Below are 20,521 nucleotides of genomic sequence, written 5' to 3' on the forward strand. Positions count from 1 at the left end.
GCCTGAGTTCCAACCGGACGTCAGAAAGCAAACTCCACCTGGCCGAGCGCCGTTGAGATCGACAGGATGGAGCCGAGGGATTCGGAAGATCAGGACTGTCATCGGTTGGTGTGCGATCAAGGTTGCCCAATCTTCGGGCGCCGCGATGAATTTTTTATCATCGGCGCGGCGGGTCGAGGGGCGGCGCACGCGAATATGTCGTGCAAACCGTGCCATTCGAACCTGGCACACACCTTGCATGTTGTTTTACGTGCAGAGCGTCTAGGGTTCCGACTGCGGTTAGAGCGGTGCTGGTCCAAGAGATGCGACCGCCTAGGATGCATTGAGGCATCCGGCGGAACACGGCGGGCCAAAATCCCGGGAGAACCCTGCACGGGTTTGCTGGCGCGAACCTCTCCCGGATGCGCGCTCTGTAAACCCCAACATAAAGTCCGGACGCAATCCGGATCGCGAACGGGGGTACGCAATGCTTCGCAAGCTGGCCGCAATCATCCTAGCCGCAACACTCAGCCTTCCTATCGTTTCCGCTGCAGGCGCGGCGCCCAAGAAAGATTTCAAGATATGCTGGTCGATCTATGTCGGCTGGATGCCGTGGGGCTATCTTGCCGAAAGCGGCATCATGAAGAAATGGGCGGACAAATACGGCATCAATGTCGAGGTCACTCGCATCAACGACTATGTCGAGAGCATCAACCAGTACACAGCCGGCGGCTTCGATGGCTGTGCGATGACCAACATGGACGCGCTGTCGATCCCTGCGGGCGGCGGCGTCGACAGCACAGCCATGATCATCGGCGACTTCTCCAATGGCAACGACGCCGTCATCCTCAAGGACAAAGCTGCACTCACCGACATTGCCGGCCAGAAGGTCAATCTCGTCGAACTCTCGGTCTCGCATTATCTGCTGGCGCGGGCGCTGGACACGGTCAAGCTCACCGAGAAGGACATCACCGTCGTCAACACCTCGGATGCCGACATGGTTGCCGCCTATGGCACCAGCGACGTCACCTCCGTCGTCACCTGGAACCCGCTGGTTTCCGAGATCGTCGCCATGCCGGGTGCTCACAAGGTGTTCGATTCGTCGCAGATTCCCGGTGAGATCATCGACATGATGGTCGTCAACACCGAGACGCTGAAGGACAACCCCGCGCTGGGCAAGGCGCTTGTTGGCGCATGGTACGAAGCGATGCGTCTGATGACCTCGGGCACGCCGGAAGGCCAAGCAGCCAAGGAGGAGATGGCCAAGGCGTCCGGCACTGACCTCGCTGGCTTCGACGCGCAGCTTGCCTCGACGGCGATGTTCTTCGATCCCGCCAAGGCTGTCGAATTCACCAAGGGCGCCGAACTGCCGAAGACGATGGATCTTGTCCGCAACTTTCTGTTCAGCCACGGCATCCTCGGCACAAACGCGGTGAGTGTCGATGTGGTCGGCATGAGTTTTCCCGACGGATCCACGCTGGGCGACGCCAAAAACGTCAAGCTGCGTTTCGATCCAGCCTTCATGGCTGAGGCTGCAGCCGCAACGCCCTGACATAGGCATGACATGCTAGCCAGGGGCATTGGCATCATGAATGCAGTCTCCGAGGCGGGCGGGGAGGGTACGCGCCCTCCCCAGCCAGGGCCGAAGGTGCGCCTTCGCATGATCAACGCAAGGGTCTCCCGAGGTGGCGCGTTGTTTCTCGGCGCTTTGCCATTTCTGGTCGCAGCGGGCGCCTATCTGATCGCGTCGGGCAAAAGGCTGGACGCCAACCCTGCCGACAAGCTGTTGCCCTCGCCAGCACAGATGTGGTCAGCTTTCCTGGACCTTGCCACGGTTCCGGACAAACGCTCCGGCGATCTCATCCTGTGGGTCGATACCTATGCTAGTCTCGTCAGGCTATTCGCGGGGGTGGCCGCCGCCACGCTGGTCGCCCTTTCGCTCGGCATCGCCATCGGCTTCATACCGCGAGTGCGGGCCTTCCTGCTACCGTTCGTCACCGTCGTCTGCGTCATCCCACCATTGGCGCTGCTGCCGATCCTGTTCATTGCGCTCGGCCTCGGCGAAACGGCCAAGATCACGCTGATCGCCATCGGCGTGGCGCCGGTGATGGTGCGCGACATCGGCAACCGGGTGATGGAGTTGCCGCCGGAACTGATCGCCAAGGCGCAGACACTCGGCGGCAACAGCTGGACCATGGTTCTAAGGCTCGTGCTGCCGCAGGTCATGCCACGGCTCATCACCTGCGTGCGGCTGGCACTCGGACCAGCCTGGCTGTTCCTGATCGCCGCCGAAGCCATCGCCTCGACAGAAGGACTGGGCTACCGCATCTTCCTCGTCCGCCGCTATCTGTCGATGGACGTCATCCTGCCTTACGTCGCCTGGATTACGCTGCTTGCCGTCATCACCGACTGGCTTCTGGTGCGACTGTCCCGGGCGTTGTCTCCCTGGGCTCATCCGGTGGAGGCCAAATGAGCCGCATCGTCGTCCATGGGCTGGAGAAGAGCTATGGCGATGCCCGGGTGCTCGAGCGGGTCAACGTTACGGCCGAGGCCGGCGAATTCCTGTCACTAGTCGGCGCCAGCGGCTGCGGAAAATCGACGTTCCTGCGCATCCTGCTCGGTCAGGAACAGCAAAGCGGGGGCGTGGTCATCGTCGGCGACAGCCCGATTGTGCCCGAGCCGACACCGCAGCGCGGCATCGTCTTTCAGCGCTATTCGGTGTTTCCGCATCTGACCGCCATTCAGAATCTGCTGCTGGTTGAAGACTTTCGCTCGGGCGGGCCGTTTGGCCGCGTCTTCGGTGTCAGGCGCAGAAGCGCCAGGCAAGAGGCCGAGGCCATGCTGGAACGGGTTGGCCTTGCCCATGCGCGCGACCTTTATCCGGCATCGCTCTCTGGGGGTATGCAGCAGCGGCTTGCGATTGCGCAGACCCTGCTCGGCCGTCCGCAGATCCTGCTTCTCGACGAGCCGTTCGGTGCGCTCGATCCCGGCATCCGCGTCGAGATGCACGAGCTGCTGACCGAGCTCTGGACCGAGCATGGCATGACGGTGGTGATGGTCACCCACGACATCGGCGAGGCCTTCAAGCTCGGCACCCGCGTGCTGGTCTTCGACAAGGTGCGCCACGACCCGCAGTTCCCGTCGGCCTACGGCGCGACGATCACCTACGATCTGAAGCTCGACCGCAAGAACCGGGCTTCCTCACGAGACGTGGCCAAGGTGGCCGCGATGGTCGGGACGGCCCGGCCGGATGCAGCAATGGCGACGACGGCGTCGCAAGGGAGATCTTAGAATGTTTGGAAATATCCCCGAACGCAGCCACCGCCGGGCGGGCGTGGTCGCCCGAGAGCCGTCGCGGCGTTTGCACCATCCTGATTTTGATGCCCGCGGCACGCAGGGCTGGAAGTCGATCGAGGCCGAGGGGAAGCTGCCGGAAAGCGGCTGGCGCAAGGAGCAGCAATGGGCGCTCGACATGGGCCTGCCCGGATCGGACTCGATCATCGACAAGTCGATCCCGACATTCGCGCGCGGCGAGCTGCCGCATTTCGCCGGCATCAACACCTTTCTGAAGGCGCCCTATGTCGAAAACGTCCGCGATGTCGGCAAATATGATGCGGCCGTCATTGGCATTCCCTTTGACAGCGGCACCACCTACCGGCCGGGAACCCGTTTCGGTCCGCAAGGCATCCGCCGTATCTCGGCGCTCTACACGCCTTACAACTACGAACTCGGCGTCGATCTGCGCGAACAGATGACGCTTTGCGACGCCGGCGACGTCTTCACCATTCCGGCCAACCTCGAAAAGAGTTTTGACCAGATCACCAAGGGCGTCAGCCATGTAGCCTCGTCGGGCGCGCTGCCGATCATGCTGGGTGGCGACCATTCGATCGGCTTCCCCTGTGTGCGCGGCATCGCCGACGTCACCTCGAAGCGCATCGGCATCATCCATTTCGATCGGCATATCGACATCCAGGAAAAGGATCTCGACGAGCGCATGCACACCACGCCCTGGTATTGGGCGACCAACCTGCCGAATGTCTCGGCAACCAATCTCGTGCAACTCGGCATCGGCGGCTGGCAGGTTCCCCGCTACGGCGTCGCCGAGGCGAGGAAGCGGGGCACTAACGTGCTCACCATTTCGGATATTGAGCAGATGGGGCTTGAGAAGGCGGCGGAAGTCGCTCTCGAACTCGCCTGGAAGGACACCGATGCCGTCTACATCTCTTTCGACGTCGACAGCCTTGATTGCGGTTTCGTGCCCGGCACGGGATGGCCAGAGCCTGGCGGTTTCCTGCCGCGCGAGGCACTCAAGCTTCTCGGACTGGTGACGGCGCCGGGCATCTGCGGGCTGGAAGTGGTCGAGGTGTCGCCGCCCTACGACACGTCGGACATCACTGCGCTGTTCGGTGTGCGCGTCGTCGTCGAGGCGCTCGGTTCGATGGTCGCCCACGGTAATCTCGGCAAGCATAAATCCATCATCGACAAACCGGTGAGTTTCTGACCATGCACGACGATCATGACCATTTTCATGGCCATCGCGACGGCCACCATCACCATGGGCCGAACGATCATCACACGCTTGGCCACAACGGACCCGCTGGCAAGCCGCTGCAATGGCAGACGCCGCATCTGCCACCTGACCAGGCCCAGGAGTCGCCTGTCGATCCCGCGTCGGTCGATCTCGATCTTGTTGAAACGGCCTTCCTGGAAGGATTTGCGCGAGCACCGGACCCATCCAGCTTTCTGCGTCTCGCCGGCATACCTTTTGTTGGTCAAATGGAGGACGGCGTGAGGCTTCATTTGCTACGCGTCGAGACCGAGGACCTGGTCGACGTAGGCGCGGTCATGCCGCTCGTCGGCGGTACTGGCGTCGTCTATCATCCGTTGCCGGCGCGCCTGACATCGCACCGCCGCCGCCTTGCTTTCATCTATCACGATGGCACCCAGCAAAAACATCTCGGCTTCGCCGCGGCGCGCGCCCTTGCCGACCGTTCCGCTGCCTCGCAATTCGCCGTTCCCGGACATTGAACTCATTCGCCAACCTCATTCATCGGACAGACCCAACCATGAAAACGCTCCAAAGACTTGGCATGACTATCCTTTCGGCCTTAGCCGTCTTGACGCCCTCGCTGGCGTTCGCCCATCCGGGCGGCTATCACGTCCATGGCTTCCTGGCCGGCGTCGAGCATCCTCTGTTCGCCATCGACCATCTGCTCGCGATGGTAGCTGTCGGCATGATCGCCGCGAGAACCGGCGGGCGCGCCGTTCTTCTCGTTCCGTTGCTCTTCGTCTCCGCTATAGTCGTCGGAGCCCTGTTCGGAGTCGCCGGCATCGGCTTGCCCTCCCTTGAAACCGGCATCGCACTGTCGCTCGTGGTGTTCGGGGCGATGGTCGGTCTGGCGAAGCCTTTGCCGCTGGCCGTCGCCATGTCGCTGACGACCTTGTTCGGATTGTTCCATGGAAACGCCCATGGCCTTGAGATTCCCGAAAGCGACAGTGGCCTCGCTTATGCCGTCGGTTTCGTCCTCGCCACCTCGACCCTGCATGCGGTGGGCGTGTTGTCCGCCACCAAATTCGCCGGTTGGCCGGGGGCCATCCGCACCGCCGGTCTCGCCACTTCGCTGGTCGGGGTGGCCACGGCCGCGCAGTTCATCTGAATCAAGTCTGCGAAGCAAGTTGCTTTCAACAGGGACGAAAAGGTGATGAGACAGAAGTGGCTAATAGGGCTTCGTCGCCTTCGCGACATGCTATATCAACTGGTGAAGGCCCGCGCCGAGCGACTTTGACTATCGTTGTATAGTGATTGAGGACATGGATTGGCCGGCGACGCTGTGTTTCTCGCGTCCGAGGCCACAAGCTTTGTTGCGGGGCAAACTCTGTTGGTGGACGGCGGAATGTCGCATCAGCGCTACCCTTCCGGGCATACCTTCGCCGCGATTGGCGTTTCTGCCCTTTGGATCGGGTGCCGATCGTCTGTTGGCGTTTCGAATCCCTTCAACTTACGCCGAGTTTCGCAAATCCACTTTGCGTCCTGGCTAGCGTTCGAAAGGTTCGCCAAGCGAGGCGACGCCGTTCAGCCTGAGCAGGCGGCGGTCTGCCGAGATGACACCGAGCACGATGATCGTAACGAGATAGGGAAGGCTGGAAAGCAGTTGCGACGGCACGTCCAGACCGGTCGCCTGGGCGGCGAGGCTCATCAGCGAAACCGCGCCGAAGAGGCAGGCACCCAGGAAGATGCGGCCAGCGAGCCACGTACCGAAGACAACGAGTGCGATCGCGATCCAGCCACGTCCGGCAATCATACCGTCCGCCCAAAGGGGCGTGTACACCGCCGCCGCATAGGCGCCGGCAAAACCCGCCATCATGCCACCAAAGGCTATCGCCGCGACACGGATAGCGATGACCGGATAGCCGATGGCGTGGGCCGCCTTGGGATTCTCGCCGATTGCCCTCACGACAAGGCCGACCCTCGTATAGGCAAACATCGCCCAGATCGCGAACGTCACGGCAAGGGAAAGCCATACGACGACGTCCTGGACAAACAGCCTGCCGACTACCGGGATTTCCGAGAGGCCGGGAAAGGCAAGCTTCGGGAGCCCCTTGACCGTCAGGCTCTCGTAGCTTTTGCCGAACAGCGCCGAAAGGCCCTGGCCGAGGATGCCGATCGCAAGGCCTGTCGCGACCTGGTTTGCCCGGAATCCTAGTGCCAGCATTGCAAAGACGAGGGACAGGACGGCGCTACCGAGGCCGGCGGCAACGAAGCCCAGCAGGTGTCCACCGCCGTGGTAGACGACGATGAACGCGAGCACCGCGCCGAGGGCCATCAGGCCCTCCACGCCGAGGTTAAGGACGCCGGCGCGCTCGACCACCAGCTCGCCGAGTGCGGCAAGGAGAAAGGGGGTTGCCGCTGCTAGCATGCCTGAAATAATGAACTCGACGGCGTTCATGGCTGGCTCCGGTGATAGGGGCGGCGCCATTCGATGCGGTAGCGCACGAAGGCCACAGCGACGAGATAGGCGAGCAGCAAGCTGCCTTGGAAGACGCGGACGGCTGCGATCGGCAGGTTTGCCGACACCATCGCATTGTCGCCGCCGATATAGAGGACAGCCATAAAGAGCGCGGAAAAGATGATGCCGATCGGATGCAAGCCGCCGAGATAGGCGACGATGATGGCCGCATAGCCGTAGCCGGTCGAGATCGAGCGCTGCAACTGGCCGAGCGGCCCCGCGACTTCCGCGGCGCCTGCCAGTCCCGCCACCAAGCCACCGATCAGAAGCGATAGCCAAATCGCACGCCCTTCGCTGAAGCCGGCGTAACCGGCCGCGCGCGGGGCAAGGCCGCCGACCTTGAGCTTATAACCCATGAAGCTTCGCTGCATGAAAACCCAGGCCACCAGCGAGAGCGCGAGTGTGATGAGCAGTGAAACGTTGACGCGGGTACCGGCGATCAGGGTCGGCATCACCGCGTCGCTCTGAAACATCACGGATTGTGGGAAATTGAAGCCGGCCGGGTCCTTCCAGGGGCCGAGCAGCAGGTAGTTGAGGACTTGTGCCGCAACGAGGCTCAGCATCAGGGAGACCAGGATCTCGTTCGCATTGAGCCTGACGCGCCAGAAGGCGGTGATAGATGCCCAAAGCGCACCGCCGACGGCACCGAGAAGCAGCATCAGCGGCCAGATCCACTGCCCGGTCGCCTGCGGAAACCAGACGGGGATCGCCGAGGCGAAAATAGCGCCCAGGATGAACTGGCCCTCCGCGCCGATGTTGAACACTTTTGCGCGGAAACCGATCGCCAGCCCCTGCGCGATGAGGAGAAGAGGCCCCGCCTTGAGCAGCACCTCCGTGAACGATGCCCAGGAGAGGAACGGCTCGAGAAGCATCGCGTACAGGACGGCCGCCGGATCTCGGCCTATCAGCACATAAAGGCCCAGATTGAGGATGATCGCCATGCCAAGCGCGGCAGCCGGGGCCAGCATGGCCGCGACGAGCGAGGCATGCTCCCGGCGGACGAGCGCGGGGAGGAACGTCGCGGCCCAAACGCTCATGCAGGAACCTTCTCTGGCAAGGCATGTGCTCCGATCATGTATCTGCCGATGTCTTCGGGGCGCGTATCCCGCGTGACCAGAGGCGGACTCAACATTCCATGATGCAGCACCTGGATGAAATCGCTGAGTTCGAAAAGTTCCTCGAGTTCCTCGGAAATAACGAGGATCGCCACGCCCAGGTTGCGCAACGCAATGAGCCGCCTTCTGATGGCGGATGCAGCGCCAATGTCTACGCCCCAGGTCGGCTGCGCCACGAAGAGCAGTTTTGGCGAGAGCATCATCTCGCGACCGACGATGAATTTCTGCAAGTTGCCGCCGGACAGCGAGCCCGCTTCGGCATCCGGGCCGGAGGCGCGGACGTCGTGCTGTCGGATGCATTCGCTGGTGAAAGCCGTCGCTCCGGCGCTGTTGATGAGGCCGCGCCTCACGAGATCGAAAGGATGGGCGGTAAGAACGGTGTTGAGCACGAGCGACATTTCAGGGACCGCGCCGCGTCCGAGCCGATCTTCGGGCACGAAGGCGAACCCTAATCTCCTGCGGGCGGCCGCATCGAGTGTGCCTACGTCGCGGCCCATCATGTAGATTCGGTCGCGCTGTTCCTTCGGCAGCATCGCTTCGCCTGAGATGAGCGCGGCAAGTTCGCCTTGGCCATTACCCGATATTCCGGCCACGCCAAGGATCTCGCCTGATCGTACCGTGAGGCTGATGCCGGAGAGCGGCTTGGCAAAGGGGTCATCCGGCGTGTAGTCCATGCCGATTATTTCCAGCCGCTTCTCTCCCTCGGGCATGGCCAACGCCGGCATCACATCCGGCATGTCGCGGCCGATCATCATGCGGGCGAGGTCGTGCGCATCATGGTCGCGCGGGTCGACGGTGCCGATAACGTGACCTCCACGCAGGATGGTCGCCTGGTCGCAGATCGTGCGAATTTCCTCCAGCTTGTGGGAGATGAAGAGGATGGAGACGCCGCGGTCGCGAAGGCGCCTGAGCGTGTCGAACAGCGTCTTCACCGCCTGCGGCGGCAGCACCGAGGTCGGCTCGTCGAGAATGAGCAGCTTCGGGTCCGTCATCAGGCAGCGGATGATCTCCACCCGCTGCCGCTCGCCGACCGAGAGCGCGTGCACATCGGCGAGAGGATCTACTTCAAGGCCAAAATCTTGGCCGAGGGTGCGGATGCGCCCCGCCAGCTCCGTCTTGCCGCCGGGCACGACGAGCTGGATGTTCTCGACAACAGTCAGCGTCTCGAACAGCGAGAAATGCTGAAAGACCATGCCGATGCCCCTGCGCCGTGCCTCGGCCGGCGAGGCAAGGCTCAGAGGCTCTCCGTTCCAGGCGACGGTGCCCTCGTCCGGCTGTTCGACGCCATAGATGAGTTTCATCAGCGTCGATTTGCCCGCCCCATTTTCCCCGAGGATCGCATGGATCGATTGGGGCGCCACGTCCAGATCGATGGCCTGGTTGGCCCGGATCTGGCCGTAGCTCTTCGAGATGCCGCGGAGCGACAGAAGGGGCGGGGTCATGACTTACTTCGGCAGTGGTGTGGTGACACCCTTGACGTGCCAGTCCATCGCGACGATCTCGGAATCCGCCATCGTCGCACCGGCGGCGGCGGCTTCGCTGCCGTCGGCCTTGATGATTGGACCTGTGAAGGGCGAGAAGCTGCCGTCGGCGATCTTCGCCGCCACTTGCTTGATCTTCGTCATCGTGTCGGCTGGGATCTCGGAGTTCCAGTCCACGACCTCCACCACCTTTTCGGCGACACCGAGGAAGGCGTTGGCGCCCTTGAACGTTCCGGCGAGATGGGCATCCACGGAAGCCTTGAAGAAGGGCGACCAGTCCGTCGCGATGCAGCCGAGGTATTTATTCGGCGCATATTTCTTCATCGACGAATTGAGGTTGAACGCGTAGACGCCAGCCTCCTCGCAGGCCGAGATGACGGAGGGCGTGTCCTGCGCGTTCGAGAAGATCACGTCGCAGTTCTGTGCCATCAGCGCCTTGGCGGCTTCCTGTTCCTTGGCCGGGTCGAACCAGGAGTTCACCCAGACGACCGATAGTTCGATAGCGGGATTCACGGTCTGTGCGCCGAGCGTAAATGCGTTGATCGAGGTGATCAGCTCCGGAATGGCGAAGGCCGAGACGGAGCCGAGCTTGCCGGTCTTGGAAAGAGCTGCGGCGGCCATGCCAAGCAAGTAAGTGCCCTGGAAATACTTCGCCGCGAAGGGCGAGAAATTCGGCGCGGTCTGGAAGCCGGAGGCATGCAGCACGGTGACCCCAGGATCGCGGCGGGCGATCTGCAGTGCACCATTCTGGTAGCCGAATGAGCCGGCGATCAGGAACTTGTTACCGTCGGCGACAGTCTTGTTCATGATCCGGTCGGCGTCCGGCCCCTCGGCGATGTTCTCGATGACGGTGATCTTCACCTTGTCGCCGTATGCGGCCTTGACCGGCTCGAGGCCGGCGGCGAGCGCATGGCCCCAGCCGACATCGCCGACCGGCGACGGGAGCACGAGCGTGATACCGAGCGGCTCGTCGGCCGCGAAGGCGGGACGGCCGCCAAGCGCGCCGGCAAGCCCTGTCGCGGCAAGGCCCTTCATCAGAGTTCTGCGGGTCAGGTAGTTCAGCATGTCAGTTCCCCTGTTTTAAGTTGTTAGAATTCCACTGCAGCTAGAGCGGCTTCCGCGTCTGCAGCAAGCCGGGCCTCGTCCAGCCCGGTAAACGCACCCTTTTCCCAGACGATGCGGCCGTTGATCATGGTCATGTCGGTGGGCATGCCGATGCCGACCTTGGCAATCAGGCTCAATGGATCGTGACGCGTGCCGACATAATCCATGCGGCGGGTGTCGATCGCGAAGAGATCGGCGGCCATGCCGGACGACAGTCGGCCGATGTCCTTGCGGCCCAGAAGCGCGGCCCCGCCCGTTGTCGCATAGCCGAGGAAATCGGCCGGCGCAGGCACGGGATGAGCGCGCGTCGAGGCCGCCAGGCATTGCAGCATGTAGGCGGAATGGATGCAGTGCATGAGGTTGGAATTATCGTTCGAGGCAGCACCGTCGCAGCCGAGACCGACCCGCAGGCCAAAGGCGGACATGGCGGGAATATCAGTCACCTCCGCACCCACCAGATAGACCGGCTCTGGGCAATGCGAAACACCGGTGCCGCTCGCCGCCATCACCCGTAGTTCGTCATGCGTCAGATCCCAGCAATGGGCATAGAAAGTGTCTCGGCCGGCAAATCCGAGTTCCTCGAGATAGTCCACCGTGCGCATGCCATGGCGGGCCTCGATGACCGGGCTTTCGCCCTCGCCGACATGGGTGTGCATCCGCACCCCGCGATCACGCGCCAGCGAAACCGATTCCACGAAGGTCTCGCGGTAGCAGTTGACTGGCTGGCAGGGGGCGACCACGACCTGACGCATGCTGAAGGGACTGGTGTCGTGATAAGTGTCGATGAGGCGTGCGCAGTCGACGATGAATTCGTCCGTGGTCTCCAGCATCTCGTCTGGAATGGTCGAGCCTTCCGATTTTGGCAGCGTGTTGCCGCCGCGGCCCGCGTGGAAACGCATGCCGAGAAGGTCGGCCGCTTCGAACTGCCGGTCGATGAGCCGCTTTCCGGCATGGCGTGGAAAATTGTACTGGTGGTCGAAGGCCGTCGTGCAACCGTGCTTGATCATCTCTGCCATCGCCGTGATCGAGGCGTGGTAGAAACAATCCTCGTTGAGCCGGCAGAAGATCGGATAGATCCGGTCGAGCCATTCGATGACCGACAGCTTCGTCCAGTCGAGTTCGGCACGGTTGCGCACAAAGCACTGAAAGAAGTGATGGTGCGTGTTGACGAGGCCGGGATAGACGAACCAGCCGTCGGCGTCCTGCACGATAGTACCGGCCGGCAACTCGCTTCTGTGCAGGCCTTCCCCGATTGCCTCGATCTGCGGGCCATTCGTCAGCACATCGACATTGCGCCGGACGCTCGGACCCCTGCCCTCGTCGATGATGACCGCTGCGCAATTCTTCAGGAGATAGCCGGTCACCTCACGCCTCGTCCGGGCATGGGTCGCGGTTCGGGCTTCAACTCGTGCAGCCGGTGGATACCGGGCATCTCGATGAAGTTGTCGAGGCTGCGGAGCGCTCGCGACCAGAGCCGGATCGTGGGATACGGGTCGAGGGAAACGCCCCCGTCGGGCGCGAGCGCGACATAGGGAAAGCAGGCAATGTCGGCAATTGTCGGCAGGTCGGACGCGAGAAACCGATTGCCACGCATTTTTTGTTCGAAGAGGCTGGCTTCCAGTTCGCGTAGTGCCGCTATGCCATTGGTCTGAAGCGCACCGATGTCACCGGGGCGCAGCAGCATCTCATGCAGGCGCGCGCCGCCGAGGTTGGCGGTCAGCCTGTGCGAGAAGGAAAGCCATTGCTGGATGCGCGCCGTCTCCTCAGGGGCGCCGCTGCCGAGCCAGGCCGGTGCTGCCCTCGCGGCGAGATAGCCAAGCATGGCGGAAGACTCGGTCAGGATCAGGTCGCCGTCTTCAAGGATCGGGATGGAGCCTCCCGGATTAAGCGCCATAAGCTCGGGGCCGCGATGCTCGGCGCCGGGATGGAAGTCGACCGGACGGATTTCGAGCTTCACGCCTGACAGCGCGGCCATCAGGCGCACCTTGTAGCAACTGGGGGAGAGGACGTAGTCGTAAAGCTTCATTGTGCCACCAACTGCGCGCCGTAGGTATAATTGTGGCGTTTCAGCCAGCGGCGATAGGCGACCGAGGTCAGGTCCGCGCGCGTGGGGATTTCCATGCCGGGATCGAGCGGCAGAAGCCGCGGGATCTGGTTTTCGAGGATCGAGCGGTCTTGCAGAAAAATCGTCTGCTGGAAGTGGATGAGGTCGGTCAGTGGTGTCTCGTCATCGAAAAGCGCCATCCACGGCCAGACGTCGCAGAGATCCTCGGCAAGCGGCTGGACGAATAGCGCAATGACATCCCATTCGCCCGGGCGCGGCGGGCAGGTCTTGTAGAGGACGGAGCAGGTCGGAGCCGGCACGCGGTACATGTATTCCGTCGTGATACCTCCGCTCGCGGATTTCGCCGCCTGCGGCTGGTAGAACTTCACCTGGGTCGCCCAGACCTCGTCCTCTTCCTCGCGGATCTCGACCTTGTAGTCTTCGACCTCGGTATGCGGCTCCGAGCCGAGGATGTCGGTATGGACGAAGGGGAAGTGTGCGATGTCGAGGAAGTTCTCGACGGCGCGGAGCGGCGAGCAGCGCACCCGCACCACACCGACATCGACGAAACGGCGCCCGGGCTGGTCCGCCTCGGGAATCGGAAAGACCGGTTTCTTCGGTTCGCCGAGCGACGACCAGATATGGCCATAGCGCACCGAAACCGGCAGCACGCGCCCGTTTTCGCCTGTCACCTTCGCCGCGCCATTGGCGTCGAGCGCAACCTTGATCGGTCCGCCCATCAGGGTGGTCTCGCGCCCATCGCGGTCGAGCCTGCTGAAAAGCCCGACCGGATACCATTCGTCGCGCATCGCATCGTCGATCATGACACGCCCCCTTTCGCCTCGATCCGTTCGGCCACGCGCCGAAGGCTCTCGGCGGCTCGCGAGGCGGCGATGCGCTCGGACGCGCTGCAGTCGGCTGTAACAAGGACATGGATCAGCGTCTCGCCGGCTTCCTGCGGGATGGGCAGCAGGCGGATTGCCGGTGCGCCGGGCGCCTGCCAGACGAATCCTTCAACGGCGGCCTTCGTACCGGCAGCGACAGAGAGTGCCGAACATCCGGCACGGGCCGTCAATGAACGGAGCGGGACGTAACCCTCAAAAAGGGGTGGGTTGTCGTCAGGCGCTCCATCAGCGACCCAGATGATCCCACCTGCCTCTTTGACAGACCGGGTCGCAACGCGAATCGTCTCCGGCGGCGTGAGGCTGGGATGGGCAGGAATGCGCAGACACTGACCGGCCTGCGAATAGGTCCAGCCGTGATAGATGCAGGAGAGCGCCTCGCCGCGCACGAAGCCATGGGAGAGGCGCATGCCGCGATGCGGACAGCGATCCGCCGATGCCGCCAAGCGCCCCGATTGGCTTCGCCAGAGGGCAATGGGACCGGCGGGCGTCCGCGCCGGCATTGCCTGTCCTGTTGGCAGATCCTGGGAAAGGGCGACCGGCACCCAGGTGTCCGTCTTGTCGGACAGCATGACCTTAACTTTCGTACTGATACCACTGTTTGCCGACCAGAGATGCCAGCGCAAGGAGTTGGCGAACCGCTCGATGGGCTGACGTATGCATAATTATTTCGCAATTGCAATATTGATTAAATTAAGTGCAAACGGACGGTAACCACACACAAAGCTATATGTTTTTTTGCTCGACAGGGGCGCGGTCGATCGTCTCGACCCAGACTTCAATGGGCCCAAGCGAACATCCCATCTCCATCATGTCGATCAGTTCCGCCGCACCGGTAATATCGAGTTCGATGCGATCGGTACTTGCATGAGCGATGTGGTGCGCGAGACCGAGCTTGGCCGCATGGCGCATGATCCAAGGCACGAAGGACGCGGGTTCGAGGTGGCCGCGAATGGTCATCCGCTCATGGAAGTGGTGTTGACTTCGCTTCATCACGAACGGACCGCGCGCCTTGGTGTCATGGTCAGCAGCATAGCGTCTGACTGAACGGGCGGAAGTGGTTATCGACGCGCCAATTCGCGCAGATGTACCGCCGTTTCGGCGCCGAGGTGACGGTTGTCGAGCGGATGGATCGCCTGATTGCACGCGAAGGAGGGCGATTCAGAGGGCAGCCGACTTGTGGAGCCACGGTGCGTGATCGATGCTGCTTCGAAACAACATCATCCCCGCCGACAGGGACTTAAGTGCACGAAGGTTGCGGGGCTAGGCGTCGCTCGGCAGGTGCCTCCGTAACCACACGATTGCGGCCGGAGGTCTTAGCGAGGTAGAGCGCCCGGCCCTTCCGCTGCCCGCAACCTTCTGAATATGATTGCCTGCGGCAACCGGAGGGAATCTGCGCTCTCAAACCAGCATCGACTGCTGGGCCGAGATACCCGCCGTCGCGCCCTGCCATGATGCCGTGGTGACCGAGGGCATTCCGGGGTTGGCGAGGTCGCCGGCGGCGTAGATGCCGGGTATGCTGGTTTCGCGGCGCTCGTCGACTTTGAGGGCGATGCCAGTCGGCGTATTGACCGTGGTGAGACCCAGTGATTCATGCAGGCTTGCGGACGGCTTGTTGCGCGGATGCGCGAACAGGATGTCGACTGCGACATCCGGGGCGCTATCGAGCTTGACGGTGGCATTGTGGGGCCCGTGACGGGCGACCTCGGCGATCCGGCCATCAATGACAGGTATGTTGCGGCGCGCCAGATCGGCCCGGATATCGGGTTCAATGTCGTGACCATCGGCGAAGACCGTCAACCTGTCGGTCCAATCGTGGAACAGCCTGACCTGATTCATCGACTGCGGGCCGGACCAGACGAGACCCCAATGCTGGCCAGCGACTTCAAAGCCATCGCAATAGGGGCAGGGCACGATGGATGTGCCCCAGCTTTCGGCAAAGCCGGGAACAGCAGGCATCTGATCGACAACGCCATAGCTCAGGATCAGGCGGCGCGCCCCGAGGCTCTCGCCATCGCCAGTGAGGACGGAGAAATCGTCGATGGCGCCGGAGATGCTGTCGGCCCGGGCATTGAGCAGCCTGATCGTGGGATAACGAGCCATTTGCTGCCGCGCCTCGGCCAGGATGTCCAGCGGTGGCTTGTGATCGTGGCCGAGCAGGCCATGCGAGTGGCCGGCGAAGCGATTGCGCGGCAGGCCGGTATCGAGAACGGTGACCTTGCGGCGGGCACGGCCGAGCTGCAGGGCGGCGGCGAGGCCGGCAAAGCTGCCGCCGATGATGATAACGTCATCCATGGTGATGGGCTCCGTGTTGCGGATGGAGGGGGTTGGGTTGGGCGGGGCGCGAAATAGCGTCCAGCGATACGCGCTCGAGACGTGCAGCGAGCAGGGCTCCGGCATCGACGAGACAGTCGCCCCTCACTGTGTTGATCGGCCCGACGATGCCGCATTCGATATCGCCGGGCGGCCCCGGGGAAACTTGATTTGGAGGACACCTACCCATTGGCTTGCACATTTCAGATACTACATGGTATCGTAATGCAAGAATTAGGATACTGTCAAGGACTGGAATTGTCGTGACCGAAAACAGCCAGGCCCGGCGCGGCCGGCCCGCCAACGAGGCGCTTGGCCAAACGATAGTCGACGCCGCGTGCGAACTCTTTGTGGAATTGGGTTTTCAAGCGACGACTTTGGACAAGGTCGCCCAGCGAGCGAGGATATCCAAGCTCAGCATCTATCGGCACTTCGAGAACAAGGAGGCGCTGTTCAGTGCGGCCATCGCGGCCCACTGCCATCAGTTTGCACCACAGGCTCTTATTGAAGGCGTCGACGGTTCGGCAGAACATCAACTCATGGCGGTGGGAACATCCCTGCTTCGCACGCTTTTGAGCCCGGACGTCCGCAGTGTCGAAGCCATGGTCATGGCCGACAAGACGAATCAAAACTCGTTAAGCAAGCTCCATTACGAAGCTGGCCCCGCCTATGTCATCGCTCAAATCGAGGCCCTGTTGCGTCAGTTGCACGCGAAGGCGCTTCTGAACGTGCCCGATCCTCTCCGGTCCGCCCGCTTGTTTGCCGCGCTTATCAAAGGATCCGATCTCCTGATTATCGCACGCTTCGATCAGGCGAGAGCAGAGGACGACAACGAAATCGAATCCTATTGCCGGTCGGCCGTCGCCATGTTCATCGCCGCGCACGGTGGCAACGACCACGCGGGCGGATAGCCTAGTTAAGAACGGATCAGAACAAGGATATGGCATGGCAGAGAAAAATGTTTATCAGGTAGCCGACTGGAATGGCCAAAGCGGGGAACGCTGGGTCGCTTACCAGGCCCGGCTCGATGCCATGATGGCGGTGTTCGGCCAGGCGGCGATCGAAGCCGCCGCGCCCGTCACGGGCGAACGCGTACTGGACGTCGGCTGCGGCGCAGGGGCGTCTAGTCTGCATCTGGCCGCCCGCGTCGGCGCTAGGGGCCATGTGCTGGGCGTGGACATATCCGAACCGCTGATCGGCAGAGCGCGCGCGCTAGCGCCGCAGGATACGCCGGTCCTGTTCCAGGTGGCCGACGCCAGCAGCACCGAGTTGCCCGAGGGCGCATTCGACATCCTGTTCTCGCGCTTCGGAGTGATGTTCTTTGACGATCCTACAGCGGCCTTCACTCATATGCGGCGTGCGCTCAAGCCGGGCGCGCGGGTCGCTTTCGTCTGCTGGCGCGGCATGGCCGAGAACGATTGGGTGCGCTTGCCGATGGGCGCGCTCAAGGACATTGTCCCGCCGATGGCGCCGCCCGATCCCGAAGCGCCCGGCCCGTTCTCGTTTGGCGATCAGGGGCGGGTGGCGCGTATTCTAACGGCGGCTGGTTTCACCGATGTCGCTATCACGCCATTCGATGCCTCCATCCCGTTCGGCAAGGGGGAGACGAGGGACGCGGCGCTCGACGACGCGGTGAAGATGACACTCGAGGTCGGCCCGTTGGCGCGCGCTCTCGCTGATCAGCCCGACGACATCCGGGCCCGCGCCTCGGCCGCGGTTCGTGCCGCCTTCGCGGACTGCCCCGGTGAGCGGCCGGTGATGATCGACGGCGCGGCGTGGATCGTCACCGCGCGCAATCCGGCAAGCTGACAGGGATTGACAGGGGTAGACGCCCCGTCTCGATGGCTCGGCGTTGGCCGTGACGCGATCGACCCGCACTGCTTGCGGCCGGAACGCAGAGGAAATAGGGCGGCGGGCTTTTGTCCCAGGTCGCACCGCTGCCATTGGTTTATATCGCGCTCATCGGCGATTACCTCTGGAACGAAATTGACCGCCCCCTCGAACGATTCAGGCCAATCCGCGCTAACCATTTCAATCCAAACAAGTCAACTTCCCTTAGCGGGTATTAGTGCAGTAATGCCCACAGAGCCCCTTGGTGCCTGCACAGGCGCGGCGGCAACCGGCTGGGCCTCGGTCAGGAAAGACAGCACGGCCGGGGGTAGCGCTGCGGAATTGGGCGCATAGATGCCGCAACGCGAGATAAGACTCCTCTTGTTGACGCGTTTCCCCAGATAGTGCCAGACGGTTCGGGTGGCGTAGGGCAGATTGTTGGCTCGCCACGATATGCCCATAGTAATGCCCCGCAGGTAACGCCGCTGGTACGTTTCGAACGGCATGAGGATCGTCTGTCCAAAGGTTGGAGCCTCGCCGCGCGTCAGTTCCGTCAGGAAGATGCGCTCGTGGCGATACGCCGCGAGCCCGACGTACCGTGAACGCTGCACGATGCCGTTTTCGGAATCTTCGATGCGCTCAAGCGTGGAAACCAGAACTTGTCCGCCATTTTCGCGCAAGTGAGCGCAGGCGCAGACGATCCGGCCAGGCCAGGACAGCGATGTGTGCCATGCCTGGTAGAATCCGAGATAGGGTTCGAGTGCATGCAGGTCGCCCGGAAAGGCATCCGCTAGCGGGCCTGTAAGGTCGGCGTGTCGGCGCCGCTCGCCCAATTTGCTGCGGAACACGCCCGGAGGAAGGTCGAAATCGGCTGGTTCGAGGCCAAAGGCTGCCGCGATCGTCAGGAGATTATGGGCGGAAGGAAGGGTTCCTGCATTGAGGTAGCGGTTGAACTGCTGCCGGTTGATACCGACGGTGCGGCATAGATCGGATACTGATCTGTGCGTGCTGCAGGCGAGTTTCAGGTTGCTGCTGAAATTGGCCCATGGCTTGCTCATGGAGACAGTATAAACCCGCTTAAAAACGCTTCAAGCGACGAAATTGCGTTGCCGAGGGCTCTGCCTAGTATCGACCACAAGGCTTCAGTCCAAAGGGGAACCCAATGAGCGCTTCCAGCAGGTTATCAAGTCTCTCACGCCGTGATCTTCTTCAAGCGGGGGTGGCTCTAGGCCTTGTCGCAGCCGCAGGCTCGCTGGCGTCACCGGCCGCGGCGCAAACGCCAGTGCGCGGCGGACAGTTGCGGCTGGGGCTCGATGGCGGCGCCTCCGCCGACACGCTCGACCCAGCCCTGGCGTCCGCCAGCGTCAATTTTGTGATCGCGCATTGCTGGGGCGATACGCTGGTCGAATCCGACCCCAAGACGGGCGCGGCGGTTCCCTCGCTGGCCGAATCCTGGTCTCCGTCGGCCGACGCCAAGGAGTGGACCTTCAAGATACGCAAAGACGTTCGTTTCCACGATGGCAAGGCATTTACTGTTAGCGATGCAGGCGAGACCTTGCGCCGCCACGCCGGGAAGAAATCGCAATCGGGCGCACTCGGCCTGCTGTCCGGGATAGACCGCATCGAGGAACGGTCGGGCGACATGGTGGTGACGCTGAAGGAAGCCAATGCTGACTTGCCGCTGATATTTACCGATTATCATCTTCAGATCCAGCCGGGCGGCGGCGTGGAGAAGCCGACAGCTGCCATCGGCACTGGCCCCTACAAGCTGGTTGCGTTCGAGCCGGGCATTCGCGCTGCTTTCGAAAAAAACACCGACGACTGGCGCCAGGACCGTGGCTACGTCGACAGCGTCCTTATTACCGTGATGAACGACCTGACCGCCCGGACCAGCGCCTTGCGATCCGGTCAGGTCGATTTCATCAGCACCGTCGAACCCAAGATCGTGCCGTTGCTGAAGCGGGTTCCGGGCGTCGAGATCCTGCGCACCTCCGGCAAGGGGTTCTATTCCTTCCTGATGCATTGGGACACCGCGCCCTTCGACAACAATGATCTGCGTCTGGCGCTCAAATATGCGATAGACCGCGAGGCTATCCTCAAGGGGGTTCTGGGCGGGTTCGGCACCATTGGCAATGATTACCCGATCAACGCCAACTATGCGCTCGCGCCTGCCGATATAGAGCAGCGCAATTACGATCCCGACAAGGCTGCATTCCACTTCAAGAAGTCCGGCCTTCAAGATCCAATCCTGCTGCGCACCTCGGAAGCGGCGTTCCCCGGCGCGGTCGATGCGGCCCAGCTTTTCCAATTGAGCGCGGAAAAGGCTGGTATCAAGATCAATGTGCAGCGCGAGCCGAGTGACGGCTACTGGTCGGAAGTCTGGAACGTCAAGCCGTTCTGCACCTCCTTTTGGGGTGGTCGTCCGACGCAGGACGCGCGCTATTCCACTTCCTACGTTTCCAACGCTGAGTGGAACGACACCCGCTTCAAGCGGCCCGACTTCGACAAGATGGTGGTCAAGGCGCGCGGTGAACTGGATGAGACCAAACGGCGCGTACTCTACCGTGACATGGCGCTGATGGTGCGGGATGAGGGCGGCCTGATACTGCCGGTATTCAACGATTTCATCAACGCCTGCACGAGCCACCTTAAGGGTTTTGTTCCCGATATTGGCAATGACTTCTCCAATGGCCGCATCGCCAGCCGGGTCTGGCTGGAAGCTTGAACCGGGAAATGATCGTGCAAT

20 protein-coding genes and 1 riboswitch are annotated in these 20,521 nt (G+C 62.3%); of the genes, 9 read left to right on the plus strand and 11 right to left on the minus strand.

Annotated elements, in window-relative coordinates:
• The first annotated feature begins 250 nt into the window (after positions 1–250).
• Positions 251–366: riboswitch (guanidine-I (ykkC/yxkD leader) on the plus strand.
• A gap of 100 nt (positions 367–466) precedes the next feature.
• The 6 genes from AC1D1L_RS06110 (at position 467) to AC1D1L_RS06135 (ending at position 5,636) form a co-directional block, all read left to right on the plus strand.
• Positions 467–1,531, plus strand: a complete 1,065-nt coding sequence (locus tag AC1D1L_RS06110) for a putative urea ABC transporter substrate-binding protein (protein WP_477339661.1) — start codon at positions 467–469, stop codon at positions 1,529–1,531.
• Between the two features lie 108 nt (positions 1,532–1,639).
• The gene (locus AC1D1L_RS06115; protein WP_436260852.1) at positions 1,640–2,452 is read left to right on the plus strand and encodes an ABC transporter permease; all 813 of its coding nucleotides are present in this window, start codon (positions 1,640–1,642) and stop codon (positions 2,450–2,452) included.
• Positions 2,449–3,270: an ATP-binding cassette domain-containing protein gene (locus AC1D1L_RS06120; RefSeq protein WP_477339664.1), complete on the plus strand. Its 822-nt coding sequence runs from the start codon at positions 2,449–2,451 to the stop codon at positions 3,268–3,270. Before AC1D1L_RS06115 ends, AC1D1L_RS06120 begins: the two co-directional genes overlap by 4 nt.
• 1 nt (position 3,271) lies before the next feature.
• Entirely contained in the window at positions 3,272–4,480 is a 1,209-nt protein-coding gene (locus tag AC1D1L_RS06125; protein WP_112559951.1) for an agmatinase family protein, read from the plus strand.
• Positions 4,481–4,482: 2 nt separating this feature from the next.
• Positions 4,483–5,007 carry a hypothetical protein gene (locus AC1D1L_RS06130; protein ID WP_477339666.1) on the plus strand — a complete coding sequence of 175 codons (525 nt, stop codon included), beginning with the start codon at positions 4,483–4,485 and terminating at the stop codon, positions 5,005–5,007.
• Positions 5,008–5,096: 89 nt separating this feature from the next.
• Positions 5,097–5,636 (plus strand): HupE/UreJ family protein, encoded by a 540-nt coding sequence (locus tag AC1D1L_RS06135; protein WP_477339668.1) that lies wholly within the window; start codon positions 5,097–5,099, stop codon positions 5,634–5,636.
• A 378-nt stretch (positions 5,637–6,014) separates the two neighbouring features.
• Here AC1D1L_RS06135 and AC1D1L_RS06140 read toward each other — a convergent pair whose 3' ends face one another.
• From AC1D1L_RS06140 to AC1D1L_RS06185, 10 genes are all read right to left on the minus strand, one after another.
• Complete coding sequence (locus AC1D1L_RS06140) at positions 6,015–6,926, minus strand: ABC transporter permease (protein ID WP_477339670.1); 912 nt, start codon at positions 6,924–6,926, stop codon at positions 6,015–6,017.
• Positions 6,923–8,023, minus strand: coding sequence for an ABC transporter permease (locus AC1D1L_RS06145; protein WP_477339672.1), 1,101 nt, complete (start codon positions 8,021–8,023; stop codon positions 6,923–6,925). Before AC1D1L_RS06145 ends, AC1D1L_RS06140 begins: the two co-directional genes overlap by 4 nt.
• Positions 8,020–9,543: an ABC transporter ATP-binding protein gene (locus AC1D1L_RS06150; RefSeq protein ID WP_477339674.1), complete on the minus strand. Its 1,524-nt coding sequence runs from the start codon at positions 9,541–9,543 to the stop codon at positions 8,020–8,022. The genes AC1D1L_RS06145 and AC1D1L_RS06150 overlap by 4 nt, the downstream gene beginning before the upstream one ends.
• Positions 9,544–9,546: 3 nt before the next feature.
• Positions 9,547–10,644 carry a BMP family ABC transporter substrate-binding protein gene (locus AC1D1L_RS06155; RefSeq protein WP_477339778.1) on the minus strand — a complete coding sequence of 366 codons (1,098 nt, stop codon included), beginning with the start codon at positions 10,642–10,644 and terminating at the stop codon, positions 9,547–9,549.
• Between the two features lie 26 nt (positions 10,645–10,670).
• Positions 10,671–12,050 carry an amidohydrolase gene (locus tag AC1D1L_RS06160; protein WP_477339676.1) on the minus strand — a complete coding sequence of 460 codons (1,380 nt, stop codon included), beginning with the start codon at positions 12,048–12,050 and terminating at the stop codon, positions 10,671–10,673.
• Positions 12,047–12,712, minus strand: a complete 666-nt coding sequence (locus AC1D1L_RS06165) for a glutathione S-transferase family protein (RefSeq protein ID WP_477339678.1) — start codon at positions 12,710–12,712, stop codon at positions 12,047–12,049. The genes AC1D1L_RS06160 and AC1D1L_RS06165 overlap by 4 nt, the downstream gene beginning before the upstream one ends.
• Positions 12,709–13,554 (minus strand): aromatic ring-hydroxylating dioxygenase subunit alpha, encoded by an 846-nt coding sequence (locus AC1D1L_RS06170; RefSeq protein WP_477339680.1) that lies wholly within the window; start codon positions 13,552–13,554, stop codon positions 12,709–12,711. The genes AC1D1L_RS06165 and AC1D1L_RS06170 overlap by 4 nt, the downstream gene beginning before the upstream one ends.
• Positions 13,551–14,204, minus strand: coding sequence for a Rieske 2Fe-2S domain-containing protein (locus tag AC1D1L_RS06175; protein WP_477339682.1), 654 nt, complete (start codon positions 14,202–14,204; stop codon positions 13,551–13,553). Before AC1D1L_RS06175 ends, AC1D1L_RS06170 begins: the two co-directional genes overlap by 4 nt.
• Positions 14,205–14,358: 154 nt before the next feature.
• Positions 14,359–14,592, minus strand: coding sequence for an acylphosphatase (locus tag AC1D1L_RS06180; RefSeq protein ID WP_352583499.1), 234 nt, complete (start codon positions 14,590–14,592; stop codon positions 14,359–14,361).
• 441 nt (positions 14,593–15,033) lie between these two features.
• The gene (locus AC1D1L_RS06185; RefSeq protein ID WP_477339684.1) at positions 15,034–15,927 is read right to left on the minus strand and encodes an NAD(P)/FAD-dependent oxidoreductase; all 894 of its coding nucleotides are present in this window, start codon (positions 15,925–15,927) and stop codon (positions 15,034–15,036) included.
• A 281-nt stretch (positions 15,928–16,208) separates the two neighbouring features.
• Here AC1D1L_RS06185 and AC1D1L_RS06190 point away from each other — a divergent pair, with 281 nt between their 5' ends.
• Positions 16,209–16,856: a TetR/AcrR family transcriptional regulator gene (locus AC1D1L_RS06190; RefSeq protein ID WP_477339686.1), complete on the plus strand. Its 648-nt coding sequence runs from the start codon at positions 16,209–16,211 to the stop codon at positions 16,854–16,856.
• A gap of 34 nt (positions 16,857–16,890) precedes the next feature.
• A complete protein-coding gene (locus AC1D1L_RS06195) occupies positions 16,891–17,754 on the plus strand; it encodes a class I SAM-dependent methyltransferase (protein ID WP_477339688.1) in 864 nt (287 codons plus the stop codon).
• A gap of 236 nt (positions 17,755–17,990) precedes the next feature.
• Here AC1D1L_RS06195 and AC1D1L_RS06200 read toward each other — a convergent pair whose 3' ends face one another.
• A complete protein-coding gene (locus tag AC1D1L_RS06200; RefSeq protein ID WP_477339690.1) occupies positions 17,991–18,833 on the minus strand; it encodes a helix-turn-helix domain-containing protein in 843 nt (280 codons plus the stop codon).
• A gap of 104 nt (positions 18,834–18,937) precedes the next feature.
• On the opposite strand from AC1D1L_RS06200, the gene AC1D1L_RS06205 reads away from it, so the two are divergent.
• Positions 18,938–20,500, plus strand: coding sequence for an ABC transporter substrate-binding protein (locus tag AC1D1L_RS06205; RefSeq protein ID WP_477339692.1), 1,563 nt, complete (start codon positions 18,938–18,940; stop codon positions 20,498–20,500).
• Positions 20,501–20,521 lie beyond the last annotated feature (21 nt).

The organism is Mesorhizobium sp. P2_D6 (assembly GCF_056404315.1).

Coding starts and splice junctions, on each gene's coding strand:
- AC1D1L_RS06110 (WP_477339661.1), top strand. CDS start 467: ATGCTTCGCAAGCTGGCCGCAATCATCCTAGCCGCAACACTCAGCCTT.
- AC1D1L_RS06115 (WP_436260852.1), top strand. CDS start 1,640: ATGATCAACGCAAGGGTCTCCCGAGGTGGCGCGTTGTTTCTCGGCGCT.
- AC1D1L_RS06120 (WP_477339664.1), top strand. CDS start 2,449: ATGAGCCGCATCGTCGTCCATGGGCTGGAGAAGAGCTATGGCGATGCC.
- AC1D1L_RS06125 (WP_112559951.1), top strand. CDS start 3,272: ATGTTTGGAAATATCCCCGAACGCAGCCACCGCCGGGCGGGCGTGGTC.
- AC1D1L_RS06130 (WP_477339666.1), top strand. CDS start 4,483: ATGCACGACGATCATGACCATTTTCATGGCCATCGCGACGGCCACCAT.
- AC1D1L_RS06140 (WP_477339670.1), bottom strand. CDS start 6,926: ATGAACGCCGTCGAGTTCATTATTTCAGGCATGCTAGCAGCGGCAACC.
- AC1D1L_RS06145 (WP_477339672.1), bottom strand. CDS start 8,023: ATGAGCGTTTGGGCCGCGACGTTCCTCCCCGCGCTCGTCCGCCGGGAG.
- AC1D1L_RS06150 (WP_477339674.1), bottom strand. CDS start 9,543: ATGACCCCGCCCCTTCTGTCGCTCCGCGGCATCTCGAAGAGCTACGGC.
- AC1D1L_RS06165 (WP_477339678.1), bottom strand. CDS start 12,712: ATGAAGCTTTACGACTACGTCCTCTCCCCCAGTTGCTACAAGGTGCGC.
- AC1D1L_RS06170 (WP_477339680.1), bottom strand. CDS start 13,554: ATGATCGACGATGCGATGCGCGACGAATGGTATCCGGTCGGGCTTTTC.
- AC1D1L_RS06175 (WP_477339682.1), bottom strand. CDS start 14,204: ATGCTGTCCGACAAGACGGACACCTGGGTGCCGGTCGCCCTTTCCCAG.
- AC1D1L_RS06180 (WP_352583499.1), bottom strand. CDS start 14,592: ATGACCATTCGCGGCCACCTCGAACCCGCGTCCTTCGTGCCTTGGATC.
- AC1D1L_RS06185 (WP_477339684.1), bottom strand. CDS start 15,927: ATGGATGACGTTATCATCATCGGCGGCAGCTTTGCCGGCCTCGCCGCC.
- AC1D1L_RS06195 (WP_477339688.1), top strand. CDS start 16,891: ATGGCAGAGAAAAATGTTTATCAGGTAGCCGACTGGAATGGCCAAAGC.
- AC1D1L_RS06200 (WP_477339690.1), bottom strand. CDS start 18,833: ATGAGCAAGCCATGGGCCAATTTCAGCAGCAACCTGAAACTCGCCTGC.
- AC1D1L_RS06205 (WP_477339692.1), top strand. CDS start 18,938: ATGAGCGCTTCCAGCAGGTTATCAAGTCTCTCACGCCGTGATCTTCTT.